Raw genomic sequence first — 16,397 nt, forward strand, 5'->3', positions numbered from 1 at the left:
CTCGTTCGAGCTTCATCAATCCTTCGGCACCGTATCGATGAACGACTGCCGCAGCGACAGCTTCTGGAAGTGCTTGTCCAGGTTCGGATGCGATTCGCGCCAGTTCAGTTCCGGCATACGGAAGTCCAGATAGCCGAGCGCGCAGCCCACCGCGATGTCGGCCAGCGTGTAGTGATTGCTCGCGCACCACGGCTTGCTGCCGAGCCCTTGCGACATCGCGATCAGCGCTTCGTCGATCTTGCGCTGCTGCCGCGCGAGCCACGCGTCCACGCGCTGCTCGGGCGCGCGCTGCGTGCCTTCGAGACGGATCAGTACGGCCGCGTCGAGCATGCCGTCGGCGAGCGCTTCCCAGCAGCGCACTGCGACGCGCTCGCGCCCCGACGGCGGAATCAGCTTGCCGACCGGCGACAGCGTATCGACGTACTCGCAGATCACGCGTGAATCGAACACGGCCTCGCCGTCTTCCATCACGAGGCACGGCACCTTGCCGAGCGGATTGAAGGTGTGAATCCGGGTATCCGGCGCCCAGACGTTCTCGGGCACCAGTTCGTAGTCGATCTTCTTATCGGCGAGCACGATGCGTGCTTTGCGCACGAACGGGCTGCCGAACGAACCGATGAGTTTCATCATGACCTTCTGCCTTTTTCTGAATCCGGCGAAAGTATAAGTGGTCTGAGGCTTCCGCGAGCGTGCTGGCGCCATCTTCGCGAACCGCCCGCCGAGCCGCTGTGGACGGATTGCAACATGACGGCGGCCGCCGCGCCGTCCGGAGCCGCACAAAGCGAGTCGAAGTCGTGCGCGGAGAATGAGGCCAGGAGAATCGCGGCGCTACAATCGCACGATGAACCAGCCGACCGAACCCACCATCGCCATCGACGTCTACCGCACGCGCCGCGAGCGCGTTCTCGCCGCGCTGCGCGCCGCGGGCGGCGGCGTCGCCCTCGTCCCGACCGCGCCGGAAGCGCTGCGCAACCGCGACACTGACTACCCGTTCCGCCACGACAGCTACTTCTATTATCTGACCGGCTTCACCGAGCCCGAAGCGCTGCTGGTGCTCGATGCCGGCGCCGCGCCCGGCGCGCCCGCGTCGATGCTGTTCTGCCGCGAGAAAAGCGTCGAGCGCGAGACATGGGAAGGCTTCCGCTTCGGCCCCGACGGCGCGCGCGAAGCATTCGGGCTCGACGCCGCGTTCCCGATCGGCGAACTCGACACGCAACTGCCGCGCATCATCGCCGACAAGCCGGCGCTGCACTACGCGTTCGGCACCTCGGCGCATTTCGACGAGCAGGTGCGCGGCTGGCTCGACGCGGTGCGCGCGCAAAGCCGCGGCGGCACCGTCGCGCCCACGGCCGCGCGCGACCTGCTGCCGTTGCTCGACGAGATGCGGCTCGTCAAGGACGACCACGAACTCGCGATCATGCGCCGCGCCGGACAGATTTCGGCGGCCGCGCATCGTCGCGCGATGGCGCTGTGCCGGCCCGGTATCCGCGAGTACGAACTCGAGGCCGAACTGCTCTACACGTTCCGCAAGTTCGGCGCGCAGGCGCCGGCCTATACGTCGATCGTCGCGGCTGGCGCGAACGCGTGCGTGCTGCACTACCCGGCCGGCAACGCGATCGCGCGCGACGGCGACCTGATCCTGATCGACGCGGCCTGCGAACTCGACGGCTACGCGTCCGACATCACGCGCACGTTTCCGGCGAGCGGGCGTTTCACGCCGGCGCAGCGCGAGCTGTACGACATCGTGCTGGCAGCGCAGCAGGCCGCCGTCGACGCGACGCGCGCCGGTGCGAGCTTCGACGATCCGCATCAGGCCGCGCTGCGCGTGCTGTCGCAGGGGCTGCTCGACACCGGCATCGTGCCGCGCGCGAAGTTCGCCTCGGTCGACGACGTGATCGCCGAGCGCGCCTACGTGCCGTTCTACATGCACCGCACCGGCCACTGGCTCGGCATGGACGTGCACGACTGCGGCGACTACCGCGAGCGCGGCGCGCCGCGCGACGAAGCGGGCGTGCTGCCGTGGCGCACGCTGCGCGCGTCGATGACGCTGACGATCGAGCCGGGCTTGTACGTCCGCCCGGCCGAGGGTGTGCCCGAACGCTACTGGAACATCGGCATCCGCATCGAGGACGACGCGATCGTGACGCCGACCGGCTGTGAGCTGATCACGCGCGACGTGCCGGTCGCCGCCGCCGAGATCGAGGCGCTGATGCAGGAAGCACGAGCCCTCCATCAAGCGTCGCATCAACAGAGGACCTGATCCGCGATGAACGAAGCATCTCCCTCGGCGGTGATCCTGAGGCCCGCCTCCCACCAGCAGGGGTTCGATTTCGACGTGACGATCGTCGGCGCCGGGCCGGTCGGCCTCGCGCTCGCCGGCTGGCTCGCGCGCCGCAGCGTGACGCGCGAGCTGAAGATCGCGCTCGTCGACGCGCGCGAGCCGGAAGACTCGATCGCCGATCCGCGCGCGATCGCGGTCTCGCACGGCAGCCGGATGATCCTCGAGCCGCTGCGCTGGCCCGCCGACGCCACCGCGATCGAGCGCATCCACGTGTCGCAACGCGGTCATTTCGGCCGCACGCTGATCGATCATCGCGAGCACGGCCTGCCCGCGCTCGGCTACGTGCTGCGCTATGGCTCGATCGTGCATGGCCTCGCCGACGCCGTGCATGCGACGCCGGTCCACTGGTTCCGCTCGACCTCGGCCGGCGCGCCGGTTCAGGAGCTCGACGGCGTCACGCTGCCGATCGAAACCGCGGGCGTCGCGCGCCAGTTGCGCACGCGGATTCTGGTCAACGCCGAGGGCGGCCTGTTCGGCGACCAGAAGCACGCGAAAAATCCGAGCCGCGCCACGGACGAATCCGCCGGCGCACGCGACATCGGTAAAAACAGCGCCGGCTCGCGCGACTACGGCCAGACCGCGCTGGTCGGCACGGTCACCGTGTCCGCGCCGCAGCCGCACGTCGCATGGGAGCGCTTCACGTCGCAAGGTCCGATCGCGCTACTGCCGATGGGTGGCGTGCGTGGTGCCGACTACGCGCTCGTCTGGTGCTGCGCGCCCGACGAAGCCGCGCGCCGCGCGCAGCTTTCCGACGAAGCGTTCCTGCGCGAACTCGACGCCGCGTTCGGCGGCCGCATGGGCCGCTTTACGCACATCAAGGGTCGCGCGTCGTTCCCGCTCGGTCTCAACACGGTCGACACGCTGGTGAACGGCCACATCGCCGCGATCGGCAATGCGGCGCAGACGTTGCATCCGGTAGCCGGCCAGGGCCTCAATCTGGGCTTGCGCGATGCGCACGCGCTCGTCGACGCGCTGTCGGCCGAAGGCCCGACCCCGCTCGCGCTCGCCACCTTCGCGCAACGCCGCGCGCTCGACCGGCGCCTGACGATCGGCTCGACCGACATGCTCGCGCGCCTCTTTACCGTCGACTTCGCGCCGCTCGCGGTACTGCGCGGCCTCGCCCTCACCGCACTCGAATTCGTGCCGCCGGTCAAAACCGCGCTCGCCCGGCAGATGATGTTCGGCCAGCGCCGTTAAGCGCGAGAAATCGCTGCGCGGTTCTATGAGCAGGGCGACTTTCATAGAAGATTTAATGGGTTACGAGACTCGGTTCGCGAGTCCCGGCAACCCGTTAACGCTAAAATAGCGGTTTTCCCTCGCATTTCGCGCTGCGCCGACTGTCAAGATTGTCAAATCCTGGCCCGTCGTCGGCGCGCGCTCACGCCATGCCCCCTCTCGGCCCCCACAATCTGCGTAACAACCTGTTCGTCGCCCCGATGGCCGGCGTGACCGACCGACCGTTCCGCCAGCTGTGCAAACGGCTCGGCGCGGGCTATGCGGTGTCGGAAATGGTCGCGTCGAACGCGCAGTTGTGGAAGAGCGAAAAGACCATGCGCCGCGCGAACCACGAAGGCGAGGTCGAGCCGATCGCGGTGCAGATCGCCGGCGCGGACCCGGAGATGATGGCCGAAGCCGCCCGCTACAACGTCGCGAACGGCGCGCAGATCATCGACATCAACATGGGCTGCCCCGCCAAGAAGGTCTGCAACGTCGCGGCCGGCTCGGCGCTGCTGCAAAACGAACCGCTCGTGCAGCGCATCGTCGAGGCCGTCGTGAACGCGGTCGGCGTCGGGCCCGACGCGGTGCCCGTCACGCTGAAAATCCGCACCGGCTGGAATCGCGAGAACAAAAACGCGCTGAACGTCGCGCGTCTCGCGCAAGCAGCGGGTATTTCGATGCTGACCGTGCACGGCCGCACGCGCGCGGACCTGTACCACGGCGACGCCGAGTACGAAACCATCGCCGCGGTAAAGGCGGCGGTGCGCATTCCGGTCGTCGCGAACGGCGACATCACGTCGCCGCAAAAGGCGCGCGAGGTGCTCGCCGCGACCGGCGCGGACGCGATCATGATCGGGCGCGCCGCGCAGGGGCGTCCGTGGCTCTTTCGCGAGATCGAGCATTTCCTGCAAACGGGCGAGTTGCTGCCGCCGCCGCGCATCGACGAAATCCAGCAGGTGATGAACGAACATCTCGAAGATCACTACGCTTTTTACGGGGAATTTACCGGTGTCCGCACTGCGCGCAAGCACATCGGCTGGTACACTCGCGGCCTTTCCGGCGCCAACCTGTTCCGGCATCGCATGAATACGCTGGACACCACGCGCGAACAACTCCTCGCCGTCAACGAGTTCTTTGACGCGCAAAAGGCGATCTCAGACCGCCTCGTCTACGTCGACGAAGCGCCCGGCAACCCCGGGCTCGACAGCGGGAGCGAGGACAACTCCGACCGACTAGCAGCATGAGCAAGAACAACATCGAACAATCTGTCCGCGACAGCCTGGACGTGTATTTCCAGGATCTCGACGGCTCCAATCCGCACGACGTCTACGACATGGTCATTTCATGCGTGGAAAAACCCTTGCTCGAAGTGGTGCTCGAGCAGGCCGGCGGCAACCAGTCGCTGGCCGCCGAGTATCTCGGCATCAACCGCAATACGCTGCGCAAGAAGCTGCAACAACACGGTTTGCTGTAGCGCGTCGTAGTTTCTCGCGCCCTGCCACGTTTCCCTTCGGCTTTTCGTCTTCATCATGATCAAGCAAGCGCTCATCTCCGTTTCCGACAAGTCCGGCATCGTCGACTTCGCCAAATCGCTGTCGGACCTCGGCATCAAGATCCTGTCGACCGGCGGCACCGCGAAACTGCTCGCGGACGCGGGCCTGTCCGTCACCGAAGTCGCCGACTACACGGGTTTCCCGGAAATGCTCGACGGGCGCGTGAAAACGCTGCATCCGAAGGTGCACGGCGGCATCCTCGCGCGCCGCGACCTGCCCGAGCACATGGCCGCGCTCGAGAAGCACGACATTCCGACCATCGACCTGCTGGTCGTGAACCTGTACCCGTTCGTGCAGACCGTGTCGAAGGAAGAGTGCTCGCTCGAGGACGCGATCGAGAACATCGACATCGGCGGCCCGACGATGCTGCGCTCGGCCGCGAAGAATCACCGCGACGTGACGGTGGTGGTCGATCCGGCCGACTACGCGGTCGTGCTCGACGAAATGCGCTCGAACGGCAACACGGTGTCGTACAAGACGAACTTCCGCCTCGCGACCAAGGTGTACGCGCACACCGCGCAATACGACGGCGCGATCACGAACTACCTGACGAGCCTGACCGACGAATTGAAGCATTCGTCGCGCAACGAGTACCCGGCCACCTTCAACATGGCGTTCGACAAGGTGCAGGACCTGCGCTACGGCGAAAACCCGCATCAGAGCGCGGCGTTCTACCGCGACCTGGCGGTGCCGGCCGGCGCGCTCGCGAATTACAACCAGTTGCAGGGCAAGGAACTGTCGTACAACAACATCGCCGACTCCGACGCGGCGTGGGAATGCGTGAAGACCTTCGACGTGCCGGCGTGCGTGATCGTCAAACACGCGAATCCGTGCGGCGTCGCGCTCGGCGCGGACGCTCACGAAGCGTATTCGAAAGCATTCCAGACCGATCCGACCTCGGCGTTCGGCGGCATCATCGCGTTCAACCGTGAAGTCGACGAAGCGAGCGCGCAAGCGGTGGCGAAGCAGTTCGTCGAAGTGCTGATCGCGCCGTCGTTCAGCGCCGAAGCGCGTCAGGTGTTCGCGGCGAAGCAGAACGTGCGTCTGCTCGAAATCACGTTGGGCGAAGGCCATAACACGTTCGATCTGAAGCGCGTCGGCGGCGGACTGCTCGTGCAGTCGCTCGACTCGAAGAACGTGCAACCGCGCGAACTGCGCGTCGTCACGAAGCGTCATCCGACGCCGAAGGAAATGGACGACCTGCTGTTCGCATGGCGAGTCGCGAAGTACGTGAAGTCGAACGCGATCGTGTTCTGCGCGAACGGTATGACGCTCGGCGTCGGCGCGGGCCAGATGAGCCGCGTGGACTCGGCGCGCATCGCGAGCATCAAGGCGCAGAACGCCGGTCTGACGCTGGCCGGTTCGGCGGTCGCATCGGACGCGTTCTTCCCGTTCCGCGACGGTCTCGACGTGGTCGTCGCGGCAGGCGCGACCTGCGTGATCCAGCCGGGCGGCTCGGTGCGCGACGACGAAGTGGTCAGCGCCGCCGACGAGCACAACATCGCGATGGTGCTGACTGGCGTGCGTCACTTCCGTCATTGATCGGTTGAAGTTCGGTAGCCGCAAGACAGGCCCGGCGGGTTGTCCCGCCGGGCCTTTTGTTTCGCGGCGACGCGTTCAATCGTCAGGCTCTTTGCGCGCGTAACCGTCCCGCACCTGCGCATGCTGGCTGATGTACGTGCCCAAACCCCGGCCCCGCCGCGCGAGACGTTTCAGCACCGCGACATGTTCGGCGCCGACACTCGCCTCTGTGTACCAATACACGAGGCCCGGCCGAAAGCGCACCTTGATGAAATCGTCGCCGATTTCGTAAGCGTCGACACCCGAGTCGCCGCTGAGATTGCGGTAGCGCTCCATTCTCGATCGCCCTCCCTGCGCAATGCCTTTAGCAGCTTTTATTCCGCTAAGCATGCTGCCAGCGGACCGGCGCGCGCCGCGTTCGATGTAGTATCGCAGGCACCTGGTTTTTATCGCTTGTGCGGCACCTCATGAGAATTCTCGGCATCGACCCCGGCCTGCGCGTGACCGGCTTCGGCGTGATCGAACAACACGGCCACACACTGAGCTACGTCGCGAGCGGCGTGATCCGCACCGCTGACGCCGATCTGCCGTCACGGCTCGGCACCATCTTCGCGGGCATCTCGACGCTGATCCGCGAGCACGCGCCGGATCAGGCGGCCATCGAAAAAGTCTTCGTCAACGTCAATCCGCAGTCGACGCTGCTGCTCGGCCAGGCGCGCGGCGCGGCGATCTGCGGGCTCGTCGCGGGCGGCGTGCCGGTCGCCGAATACACCGCGCTGCAGCTGAAGCAGTCGGTGGTCGGCTATGGCCGCGCGACCAAGGAGCAAATGCAGCAGATGGTCGTGCGGCTGCTGAGCCTGTCGGGCGTGCCCGGCACCGACGCCGCCGACGCGCTCGGCATGGCCATCTGCCACGCGCACGGCGGCTCGACGCTGAGCACGCTTGGCGGCATCGCACCGGCGCTCGCGAAGAAGGGGTTGCGAGTGCGGCGCGGGCGTCTGGTCGGCTAGCGCAACTATGCCCCGCGCCGCCGATCCGCTGCGCTACACTCGCGCTTTCCCATCCGACTCTGAAAACTAATCCGCCATGATCGGTCGCATTGCCGGCGTTCTGCTGGAAAAAAATCCGCCGCATCTGCTCGTCGACTGCAACGGCGTCGGCTATGAAGTGGACGTGCCGATGAGCACCTTCTACAACCTGCCGTCGACCGGCGAGCGCATCGTGCTGCTCACGCAGATGATCGTTCGCGAGGACGCGCATCTGCTGTACGGCTTCGGCACCCCGCAGGAACGCTCGACGTTCCGCGAGCTGCTGAAGATTTCCGGCATCGGCGCGCGCATGGCGCTCGCGGTGCTGTCGGGCATGAGCGTCGCAGAGCTCGCGCAGACCGTCACGATGCAGGACGCCGCGCGCCTCACGCGTGTACCGGGCATCGGCAAGAAGACCGCCGAGCGGCTGCTGCTCGAACTGAAGGGCAAGCTCGGCGCCGACCTCGGCGCGATGGCGGGCGCCGCGTCGCCATCCGACCACGCGTCCGACATCCTCAATGCGCTGCTCGCGCTCGGCTACTCGGAAAAAGAAGCGCTCGCGGCAATCAAGAACGTGCCGGCCGGTACGGGCGTGTCCGAGGGCATCAAGCTCGCGTTGAAGGCGCTGTCGAAGGGCTAAGCGCCAAGCCACGCGCGGTACAATGACCGCATGATCGAAACCGACAAACTCGCCGCCGAGCGCATCATCGCGGCCACGCCCGTGTCGCCGAACGAAGAAGCGTTCGAGCGCGCGCTGCGCCCGCGTCAGCTCGACGAATATGTCGGGCAGGAGAAAGTGCGCGGCCAGCTCGAAATCTTCATCGAGGCCGCGAAGCGCCGTTCCGAATCGCTGGACCACGTGCTGCTGTTCGGGCCGCCGGGCCTCGGCAAGACCACGCTCGCGCACATCATCGCGCGCGAGATGGGCGTCAATCTGCGGCAAACGTCGGGGCCGGTGCTCGAACGCGCCGGCGACCTCGCCGCGCTGCTGACCAATCTCGAAGCCAACGACGTGCTGTTCATCGACGAAATCCACCGGCTCTCGCCGGTCGTCGAGGAAATCCTGTATCCAGCGCTCGAGGATTATCAGATCGACATCATGATCGGCGAAGGGCCGGCCGCGCGCAGCGTGAAGCTCGATCTGCAGCCGTTCACGCTGGTCGGCGCGACCACGCGCGCGGGTATGCTGACCAATCCGCTGCGCGACCGCTTCGGCATCGTCGCGCGACTCGAGTTCTATAACGCCGAGGAGCTCGCGCGCATCGTCACGCGTTCGGCCGCGCTGCTCGGCGCGCAGATCCATCCGGACGGCGCGGTCGAAATCGCCCGTCGCGCGCGCGGCACGCCGCGTATCGCGAACCGCCTGCTACGGCGCGTGCGCGACTTCGCCGAAGTGAAGGCTGACGGCAACATCACCGCGCAGGTGGCCGACGCCGCGCTCAGGATGCTCGACGTCGACGCGGTCGGCTTCGACCTGATGGACCGCAAGCTGCTCGAAGCGATCCTGCACAAGTTCGACGGTGGCCCGGTCGGTGTCGACAACCTCGCCGCGGCGATCGGCGAGGAGCGCGACACGATCGAAGACGTGCTCGAGCCGTATCTGATCCAGCAGGGCTTCCTGCAGCGCACGCCGCGCGGCCGCATCGCCACGCTGCTCACGTACCGGCATTTCGGGCTGGCCGCGCCGGATTCGGCGAGCGCGCGGCCGGGTCTGTGGGATTCCACGAACTGAGTCACGCGACGAGGCCGACCAGGATGTCAGACCAGACCCAGCAACCCGGCCCTTCCAACCGTTCACCGGTCAATCCCGCCGGCGACCCGTCCGGCAATGTCAAGCAGCGCCTCACCCACCGCCTGCGCTCGAAGCTCGCCGCCGGCGTCACGCATCTGACGACCGGCAGCGGACCGGTGCTCGACTACTCGTCGCCCCCGGGCGACCCCGGCCTGTTCGGGCCGGACTCCGTCTGCTGGAAGGTCCACGCCGACTTCGCGTCGATGATGACCGGCGGCATCAGCGCGCTGCTGCTTCAGGCGCTGCATCCGCTCGCGCTCGCGGGCGTCTGGGATCACTCGAGCTTTCGCACCGACATCCTGGGCCGGCTGCGTCGTACGGCGACGTTCATCGCCGGCACGACGTACGGCAGCAAGAGCGATGCGCTCGCGCTGATCGAGCGCGTGAAACGCATTCATCTCGACGTGACCGGCGTCGCACCGGACGGCCAGTCGTATCGCGCGAGCGAGCCCGCGCTGCTGACGTGGGTGCACGTCGCGGAAGTGTCGAGCTTTATGACCGCGCATCTGCGCTATGTGAATCCGGTGCTGTCCGTCGCGGCGCAGGATCAATACTTCGCGGAAACCGCGCGCATCGCGGAAATGCTCGGCGCCGTCGATATTCCGCGCTCGCGCGCCGAGATCGAGGCGTACCTGCTCGCGATGCGGCCCGCGCTCGTCGCGAGCGAGCGCACGCGCGAAGTCGTGAGGATTCTGATGAACGCGCCGGCACCGAGCTTCGCAATGCGGCCCGCTGGCACGCTGATGCTCAACGCGGGGGTCGATCTATTGCCCGACTGGGCGCAGACGATGCTCGGCTTGAATCGCCACGCGGCGCTGCGTCGAACCTTCGCGCGGCCCGGCGTGCGGGTCGTCGCGCCGGTGATCCGCTGGGCGCTGGTCAATGGAGTATCGAAGCGGGCTCGGCGCCGCGCGGCGGCGGCGGTGCGGGAGCAGGATTGATTGCGCCACGCGTCTCGGGCCATTGCCCGCCTTTGCTTACCGCCCCGGTCCCTTCCTGAAACCATCATCGTCGGCGCTGCCCGCGTCGAGATGCGTTACGTCCGCCCACGACACGATCGTCGCGCGACCGTCCCCGTAATCCACGACGTTCAGGCTGGTGTTCAGCAGCGGGTAGTCGCGCGGTGCGTCGAGCCGCATGCCGGTTGCAAAGCGGCGCACGCAGTCGAGCACGCCGCCATGCGTGACACAGGCGATGCGCCCGCCCGGATGCGCGGCAACGAGTGGCTCGATCGCATGCACGATGCGGTGGTAGAACACGCGGTGCGACTCGCCCTCGGGTGGCGCGAAGCCGGGATCGCGGGTTTGCCACTGCGCGTATTCGTCGGGGAAACGCAGCGCGATCTCGTCGCTGTCATGGCCCTGGAACGCGCCGTACGAGCGCTCGCGCAAGTTCTCGCGCGACTGCAACGGCAGGCCGAGCGCCTCGCCGATCGGCTGCGCGGTCTGCTGCGCGCGCTGCAAGTCGCTCGAATAGATCGCGTCGAGCCGCGCGCCCTGCTTCGCCTCGTCGGCGAGGCGCTGCGCAAGACGTCGCGCCTGCGCGACGCCGGTCGTCGCAAGCGGAATGTCGATGTGGCCTTGAATGCGCTTGATGCGGTTCCAGTCGGTCTCGCCGTGCCGGATAAACAGGATCTGCGTCGTCATGAAAGAGAGGTGCCGTTCGCGGTGGTGTCGAGCGACTATTGTCGCAAAAAGCAGCGGCACGGCCCGCGTGCGGCGACGGCGTGCTCGAACGTTTGCGTTCTGTTACGGGTTGGTCTGCAACCAGAACGTGACCGGCCCGTCGTTGACGAGCGACACCTGCATATCCGCGCCGAACTCGCCAGTCTCGACGATCGGATGCTTCGCGCGCGCGGCCGCGACGAAGTAGTCGAACAGGCGCTTGCCCTCGTCGGGCGGCGCGGCCGGCGTGAAGCTCGGGCGCAGGCCGCTGTTGGTATCGGCCGCGAGCGTGAACTGCGACACGAGCAGCAGCCCGCCCGCGCGTCCGGCGCCGTCGAGATTCTGCACCGACAGGTTCATCTTGCCGGCCGCGTCGCTGAACACGCGGTAACCGAGCACCTTGGCGAGCAGCTTGTCGGCCGTGGCCTCGGTGTCGCCGCGCTCCGCGCAGACCAGCACAAGCAGGCCCGCGTCGATCGCGCCGGTCACGCGATCGGCGACGCGCACTTCGGCGCGCCGCACGCGTTGGATTAGCGCGATCACGCCGTCAGCGTCACGCGCGCGAAACGGCGCTTGCCGACCTGCACGACGTATTCGCCCGCTTCGACCTTCAGGCCCTTGTCGGACACCGCGGCGCCGTCGATCTTCACGCCGCCTTGCTCGATGTTGCGCAGCGCCTCGCTCGTCGACGGCACGAGGTTCGCCTGCTTCAGCAACTGGCCGATCGCGAGCGGTGCGCCCGCGAGCGTCACGGCCGGGATGTCGTCGGGCACGCCGCCCTTCGCGCGATGGTTGAAGTCCTCGAGCGCGCGTTCGGCGTCCGCCTGCGAGTGGAAACGCGCGACGATTTCCTGGCAGAGCATCACCTTGAAATCGCGCGGATTACGGCCCGCGTCGGCCTCGCGCTTGAAGCCGGCGATTTCGTCCATCGGACGGAACGACAGCAGTTCGAAGTACCGCCACATCAGCGTGTCGGAGATGCTCATCAGCTTGCCGAACATGTCGGTCGGCTTTTCGCTGATGCCGATGTAGTTGTTCTTCGACTTCGACATCTTCTCGACGCCGTCGAGCCCTTCGAGCAGCGGCATCGTCAGGATGCACTGCTGCTCCTGGCCGTACTGCTTCTGCAACTCGCGACCCACCAGCAGGTTGAACTTCTGATCCGTGCCGCCGAGCTCCAGGTCCGCGTTCAGCGCGACCGAGTCGTAGCCTTGCATCAGCGGGTACAGGAATTCGTGGATCGAGATCGGCACGCCGCCCTGGAAGCGCTTCGTGAAGTCCTCGCGCTCGAGAATGCGTGCGACCGTGTAGCGCGACGCAAGCTTGATCATGCCGTCGGCGCCTAGCGGCATCGACCATTCGCTGTTGTAGCGAATCTCGGTCTTGTCGCGATCGAGCACGAGCGCGGCTTGCTCGAAATAGGTCTTCGCGTTCGATTCGATCTGCTCGCGCGTAAGCGGCGGGCGGGTCGCGTTACGCCCGGACGGATCGCCGATCAGCGACGTGAAGTCGCCGATCAGGAAAATCACCGTGTGGCCGAGGTCCTGCAACTGGCGCATCTTGTTCAGCACGACCGTGTGGCCGATGTGGATGTCGGGTGCAGTCGGATCGAGCCCGAGCTTGATGCGCAGCGGCTTGGCCGTCGCCGCGCTGCGCGCGAGCTTTTGCGCGAATTCGTCTTCGATCAGCAGTTCGTCGACGCCGCGCCTGGTCACGGCGAGCGCGTGACGGACTTCGTCGGTGATCGGGAAGGCGGAAGCGGGATTGGGCTGGGTGGACTCGGTGCTCATGCTGGAAACGTGAAGTCGCGAAAAAACAGGATTGTCCCATAGATGCGCGCCGCCGCGCCCACTCACGCGCCCCGCACGGGCCCGCGACGGGCCAATTCGTTGCGGCTCGCGTCACCTTCGCCGTTTGCGCCGATAATCTGCTACAACGAATCGGAATGAACATCGACAGGAGCAGCGACGTGGCGCAAGATCCCGCAGACGGCATCTATTTCGGACTGATGTCGGGAACCAGCATGGACGGTGTGGACGGCGTGGCCGTCCGGTTTGCCAATGGGAAGCCGCCCGAGGTCCTGGCCGAGGCGTTCGTCGGCTTTTCGGCCGGCATCCGCGAAGCGCTGTTCGCGCTGCAACAGCCGGGGGACAACGAGATCGAGCGCGAGGCGCTCGCCGCCAACGCGCTCGCGACGCGATACACGGTGTGCTGCCACGATCTGCTGCGCGACAGCCGCGTATCGGCCGATGACGTCCGTGCGATCGGCGTGCATGGGCAGACCGTGCGGCATCGGCCGGAAAAGGGGTATACGCGACAGATCAACAACCCGGCGCTGCTGGCGGAAATGCTGCATATCGACGTGGTCGCCGATTTCCGCAGCCGCGACGTCGCGGCAGGCGGCCAGGGCGCGCCGCTCGTGCCCGCTTTTCACGCGACGATCTTCGGTGCGAAGGACGAAACGCGCGTCGTCTGCAATCTTGGCGGAATCAGCAACATCACGATCCTGAACGCGACCGGCGGCGTGCGCGGCTTCGACTGCGGGCCGGCGAACGCGCTGCTCGACGCGTGGGCCGAGCGCCAGCTCGGCAAGCCATTCGACGAAAACGGTCATTTCGCGGCGAGTGGCCAGGTCGATCGCAAGCTGCTGAACGCGTTGCTCGACGAACCATTCTTCGCAGAGCAGCCGCCCAAGAGCACCGGCCGCGATCTGTTCAACACCGCATGGCTCGACGCGAAGCTCGAGCCGTTCTCCGCGCTCGCACCAGCCGACGTACAGGCGACGCTCGTCGCGCTGACCGCGGTGACGGTCGCGCGCGAGATTGAGCGGCATGCATCCGATGCGCGGGCCGTGTACGTGTGCGGCGGCGGCGCGCGCAATCCGGAGATCATGAAGGCGTTGCAGCAGGCGCTCGAAGACAGCGGCGTAAGCGGCGTGCCCGTGATGACGACCGACGCGCTCGGCGTGCCGCCGAGCCAGGTCGAGCCGCTCGCGTTCGCGTGGCTCGCGATGCGCTGCATCGCGCGTCTGCCGGGCAGTCTGCCAAGCGTGACCGGGGCATCCGCGGAGCGGGTGTTGGGGGCTATTTATCCGCGCTGAGAAAAGGCAGATGCGAACAAACCCACGCCTCTTGATGTCGCGGGTTGCCTCTACGGCGCGAAAACAATAAAAAAACGGCGCCGAGGCACCGTTTTCACTGTGGCACGAAGAGCCTGTCCGCTCAGACCGAGAACGACGAACCGCAACCGCAGGTCGTGCTCGCGTTCGGGTTTTTGATGACGAACTGCGCGCCGTTGATGTCGTCCTTGTAGTCGATCTCTGCGCCGACCAGGTACTGGTAGCTCATCGAGTCGATCAGCAGCTGGACGCCGCTCTTGTTCATCACGGTGTCGTCTTCGTTGATCGCTTCATCAAATGTGAAGCCGTATTGGAAGCCCGAGCAGCCGCCGCCCTGCACGAACACGCGCAGCTTGAGCTCCGGGTTGCCTTCCTCATCGATCAGTTGCTTGACCTTGTCAGCCGCTGCGTCGGTGAAGACGAAGGGGGCCGGCATCTCGGTCACGGGGGTGTCGGTGACTGCGTTCATTTCGAACTCTCCAAAAAGCTTCAGCCGATATTGTAGGGCTGTTCCGGATATCGTGCTGAAGTCCACAAAATCAATGCGCTCTTGCTGCAAGGTCGATGCGAGGCGATCCGTTGGCACTTGAGCGAACGGGACCGGGGTGCGAACGCCGGCGAACCATAAAAAAAGCCGCCTTCGCGCGTGGCGTTGGCGGCTTTTGCTGCAAACCGGCGCGAGGGCCGGTTCACGCCCGAAACGATTAACGCTTCGAGAACTGCTTGCGGCGACGTGCCTTGTGGAAGCCGACCTTCTTACGTTCGACTTCACGAGCGTCACGCGTGACGAAGCCAGCCTTCGACAGTTCCGGCTTCAGCGTTGCGTCATAGTCCATCAGCGCGCGGGTGATGCCGTGGCGCACCGCACCTGCTTGACCCGTTTCACCGCCGCCGGTCACGTTGACCTTGATGTCGAACGTGACACCGTGGTTCGTGAGCTCCAGCGGTTGACGCACGATCATCAGCGACGTTTCGCGCGAGAAGTAGTCGGCGATGGGCTTGCCGTTCACAACGATGTCGCCCTTGCCTGCCTTGATGAACACGCGAGCGACGGCGCTCTTGCGGCGGCCCGTGCCGTAATTCCAGTTACCGATCATGTGGGCTCCCCTTAGATCTCGAGCGCCTTCGGCTGTTGTGCCGAATGCGGATGCGTTGCGTCAGCGTAGACCTTCAGCTTCTTGATCATCGCGTAGCCGAGCGGACCCTTCGGCAGCATGCCCTTGACCGCTTTCTCGAGCGCGCGGCCCGGAAAGCGTTCCTGCATCTTGCCGAACGTCGTTTCATAGATACCGCCCGGGTAGCCCGAGTGACGGTAGTACTTCTTGTCGGTAACCTTGTTGCCCGTGACCTTCAGCTTGCCGGCGTTGATGACGATGATGAAATCACCGGTGTCGACGTGGGGAGTGAATTCAGGCTTGTGCTTGCCGCGAAGACGGTGTGCCACTTCGCTGGCGACACGCCCGAGAACCTTATCCGTCGCGTCAATCACGTACCATTCGCGCGTCACCTCATGGGCTTTTGCGGAAAACGTCTTCATGATCGATCCAAAAAAATTGCTGCGCCCAATGTGTTCTTTCCTGCTTGTAGTGTGCGCATCGAGGCGCGTGCAGGCTCTCCCTGGTTCTTCTTCCGCGGGCGCGGATGCGGAAAAGCCCTGAATTATAAAGGAATTTGTGCTGGCAAGTCAAAACGTGCGATGCGCTCGCCGCGAGCGGCCAGGAAACGGGGCGAAACGCCTGACAAACGGGGCCGAAAAAAAACCCGAACGAGCGGTTCGGGTTTAATCCACCAAAGGAGGAGGTGGAGGAGACAGCGGAGGTTGCAGAACTGCTGCAACGATGGAGCAAATTATAAGAGTCACCCTTGTGCAACGCAAGAAGATTTGCATTGTGAAATTAGTTTTCATAATGTGACAGATTCGATGCAGGGAGGACATCTGACGAAACTCCTTTTGGATCAAGCACTAAAGGCCAAAGAATTCGAATCGCATCAGACATGCCCCAGAGTAAGGCCCCTAAACTGCCCGAGGAATTCCGGAACCGCCCGCCCATTCCGCACCGCAACAAGAGAGCAATCGCCGTGCATGGACGCGGGATGCGCTCAGCGTGCGCCAATCGTCAGACACCGGGCTACAATGCCGTCTCGATAAAGCGATGCGCGGT

18 protein-coding genes are annotated in these 16,397 nt (G+C 65.6%); 10 read left to right on the forward strand and 8 right to left on the reverse strand.

Annotated elements, in window-relative coordinates; all coding sequences use genetic code 11:
- Positions 1-15 precede the first annotated feature (15 nt).
- Positions 16-630: a glutathione S-transferase C-terminal domain-containing protein gene (locus HDG37_RS20735; RefSeq protein ID WP_018421769.1), complete on the reverse strand. Its 615-nt coding sequence runs from the start codon at positions 628-630 to the stop codon at positions 16-18.
- A gap of 211 nt (positions 631-841) precedes the next feature.
- On the opposite strand from HDG37_RS20735, the gene HDG37_RS20740 reads away from it, so the two are divergent.
- The 5 genes from HDG37_RS20740 (at position 842) to purH (ending at position 6,654) form a co-directional block, all read left to right on the forward strand.
- Positions 842-2,260 carry an aminopeptidase P N-terminal domain-containing protein gene (locus HDG37_RS20740; protein ID WP_184050878.1) on the forward strand — a complete coding sequence of 473 codons (1,419 nt, stop codon included), beginning with the start codon at positions 842-844 and terminating at the stop codon, positions 2,258-2,260.
- A 6-nt stretch (positions 2,261-2,266) separates the two neighbouring features.
- Positions 2,267-3,538, forward strand: coding sequence for a UbiH/UbiF/VisC/COQ6 family ubiquinone biosynthesis hydroxylase (locus HDG37_RS20745; protein ID WP_184050880.1), 1,272 nt, complete (start codon positions 2,267-2,269; stop codon positions 3,536-3,538).
- A 188-nt stretch (positions 3,539-3,726) separates the two neighbouring features.
- The gene (dusB, locus tag HDG37_RS20750; protein WP_184050882.1) at positions 3,727-4,803 is read left to right on the forward strand and encodes a tRNA dihydrouridine synthase DusB; all 1,077 of its coding nucleotides are present in this window, start codon (positions 3,727-3,729) and stop codon (positions 4,801-4,803) included.
- Positions 4,800-5,033, forward strand: coding sequence for a Fis family transcriptional regulator (locus tag HDG37_RS20755; RefSeq protein WP_008919619.1), 234 nt, complete (start codon positions 4,800-4,802; stop codon positions 5,031-5,033). The genes dusB and HDG37_RS20755 overlap by 4 nt, the downstream gene beginning before the upstream one ends.
- Before the next feature lie 55 nt (positions 5,034-5,088).
- Entirely contained in the window at positions 5,089-6,654 is a 1,566-nt protein-coding gene (gene purH, locus HDG37_RS20760; RefSeq protein ID WP_184050883.1) for a bifunctional phosphoribosylaminoimidazolecarboxamide formyltransferase/IMP cyclohydrolase, read from the forward strand.
- Between the two features lie 75 nt (positions 6,655-6,729).
- On the opposite strand, the gene HDG37_RS20765 is transcribed toward purH, so the two are convergent.
- A complete protein-coding gene (locus HDG37_RS20765) occupies positions 6,730-6,969 on the reverse strand; it encodes a hypothetical protein (protein ID WP_184050885.1) in 240 nt (79 codons plus the stop codon).
- 131 nt (positions 6,970-7,100) lie between these two features.
- On the opposite strand from HDG37_RS20765, the gene ruvC reads away from it, so the two are divergent.
- The 4 genes from ruvC (at position 7,101) to HDG37_RS20785 (ending at position 10,394) form a co-directional block, all read left to right on the forward strand.
- Positions 7,101-7,643: a crossover junction endodeoxyribonuclease RuvC gene (gene ruvC, locus HDG37_RS20770; RefSeq protein WP_184006515.1), complete on the forward strand. Its 543-nt coding sequence runs from the start codon at positions 7,101-7,103 to the stop codon at positions 7,641-7,643.
- Positions 7,644-7,719: 76 nt separating this feature from the next.
- Positions 7,720-8,301 carry a Holliday junction branch migration protein RuvA gene (gene ruvA, locus HDG37_RS20775; protein WP_184050887.1) on the forward strand — a complete coding sequence of 194 codons (582 nt, stop codon included), beginning with the start codon at positions 7,720-7,722 and terminating at the stop codon, positions 8,299-8,301.
- A gap of 30 nt (positions 8,302-8,331) precedes the next feature.
- Positions 8,332-9,393, forward strand: coding sequence for a Holliday junction branch migration DNA helicase RuvB (ruvB, locus tag HDG37_RS20780; protein WP_090801816.1), 1,062 nt, complete (start codon positions 8,332-8,334; stop codon positions 9,391-9,393).
- A 23-nt stretch (positions 9,394-9,416) separates the two neighbouring features.
- A complete protein-coding gene (locus HDG37_RS20785; protein WP_184050889.1) occupies positions 9,417-10,394 on the forward strand; it encodes an oxygenase MpaB family protein in 978 nt (325 codons plus the stop codon).
- 36 nt (positions 10,395-10,430) lie between these two features.
- Here the strand turns inward: HDG37_RS20785 and HDG37_RS20790 are convergent, their stop codons facing one another.
- The 3 genes from HDG37_RS20790 to tyrS form a co-directional block, all read right to left on the reverse strand.
- Positions 10,431-11,099 carry a histidine phosphatase family protein gene (locus HDG37_RS20790; RefSeq protein ID WP_184022942.1) on the reverse strand — a complete coding sequence of 223 codons (669 nt, stop codon included), beginning with the start codon at positions 11,097-11,099 and terminating at the stop codon, positions 10,431-10,433.
- 102 nt (positions 11,100-11,201) lie between these two features.
- On the reverse strand, positions 11,202-11,660 hold the full coding sequence (gene dtd, locus HDG37_RS20795) for a D-aminoacyl-tRNA deacylase (protein WP_184050891.1): 459 nt from the start codon (positions 11,658-11,660) through the stop codon (positions 11,202-11,204).
- Positions 11,657-12,907 carry a tyrosine--tRNA ligase gene (gene tyrS, locus HDG37_RS20800; protein ID WP_184050893.1) on the reverse strand — a complete coding sequence of 417 codons (1,251 nt, stop codon included), beginning with the start codon at positions 12,905-12,907 and terminating at the stop codon, positions 11,657-11,659. Before tyrS ends, dtd begins: the two co-directional genes overlap by 4 nt.
- 179 nt (positions 12,908-13,086) lie before the next feature.
- Here tyrS and HDG37_RS20805 point away from each other — a divergent pair, with 179 nt between their 5' ends.
- Positions 13,087-14,217 carry an anhydro-N-acetylmuramic acid kinase gene (locus tag HDG37_RS20805; protein WP_184051084.1) on the forward strand — a complete coding sequence of 377 codons (1,131 nt, stop codon included), beginning with the start codon at positions 13,087-13,089 and terminating at the stop codon, positions 14,215-14,217.
- Between the two features lie 121 nt (positions 14,218-14,338).
- Here the strand turns inward: HDG37_RS20805 and erpA are convergent, their stop codons facing one another.
- From erpA to rplM, 3 genes are all read right to left on the reverse strand, one after another.
- Complete coding sequence (gene erpA / locus HDG37_RS20810) at positions 14,339-14,704, reverse strand: iron-sulfur cluster insertion protein ErpA (RefSeq protein WP_027198818.1); 366 nt, start codon at positions 14,702-14,704, stop codon at positions 14,339-14,341.
- A 235-nt stretch (positions 14,705-14,939) separates the two neighbouring features.
- Positions 14,940-15,332, reverse strand: coding sequence for a 30S ribosomal protein S9 (gene rpsI / locus HDG37_RS20815; RefSeq protein ID WP_011489810.1), 393 nt, complete (start codon positions 15,330-15,332; stop codon positions 14,940-14,942).
- 11 nt (positions 15,333-15,343) lie between these two features.
- Positions 15,344-15,772: a 50S ribosomal protein L13 gene (gene rplM, locus HDG37_RS20820; RefSeq protein WP_013090508.1), complete on the reverse strand. Its 429-nt coding sequence runs from the start codon at positions 15,770-15,772 to the stop codon at positions 15,344-15,346.
- Between the last annotated feature and the right edge of the window lie 625 nt (positions 15,773-16,397).

This window comes from Paraburkholderia sp. MM5384-R2 (assembly GCF_014201025.1).
In the GTDB taxonomy this organism is placed as follows: domain Bacteria; phylum Pseudomonadota; class Gammaproteobacteria; order Burkholderiales; family Burkholderiaceae; genus Paraburkholderia; species Paraburkholderia tuberum.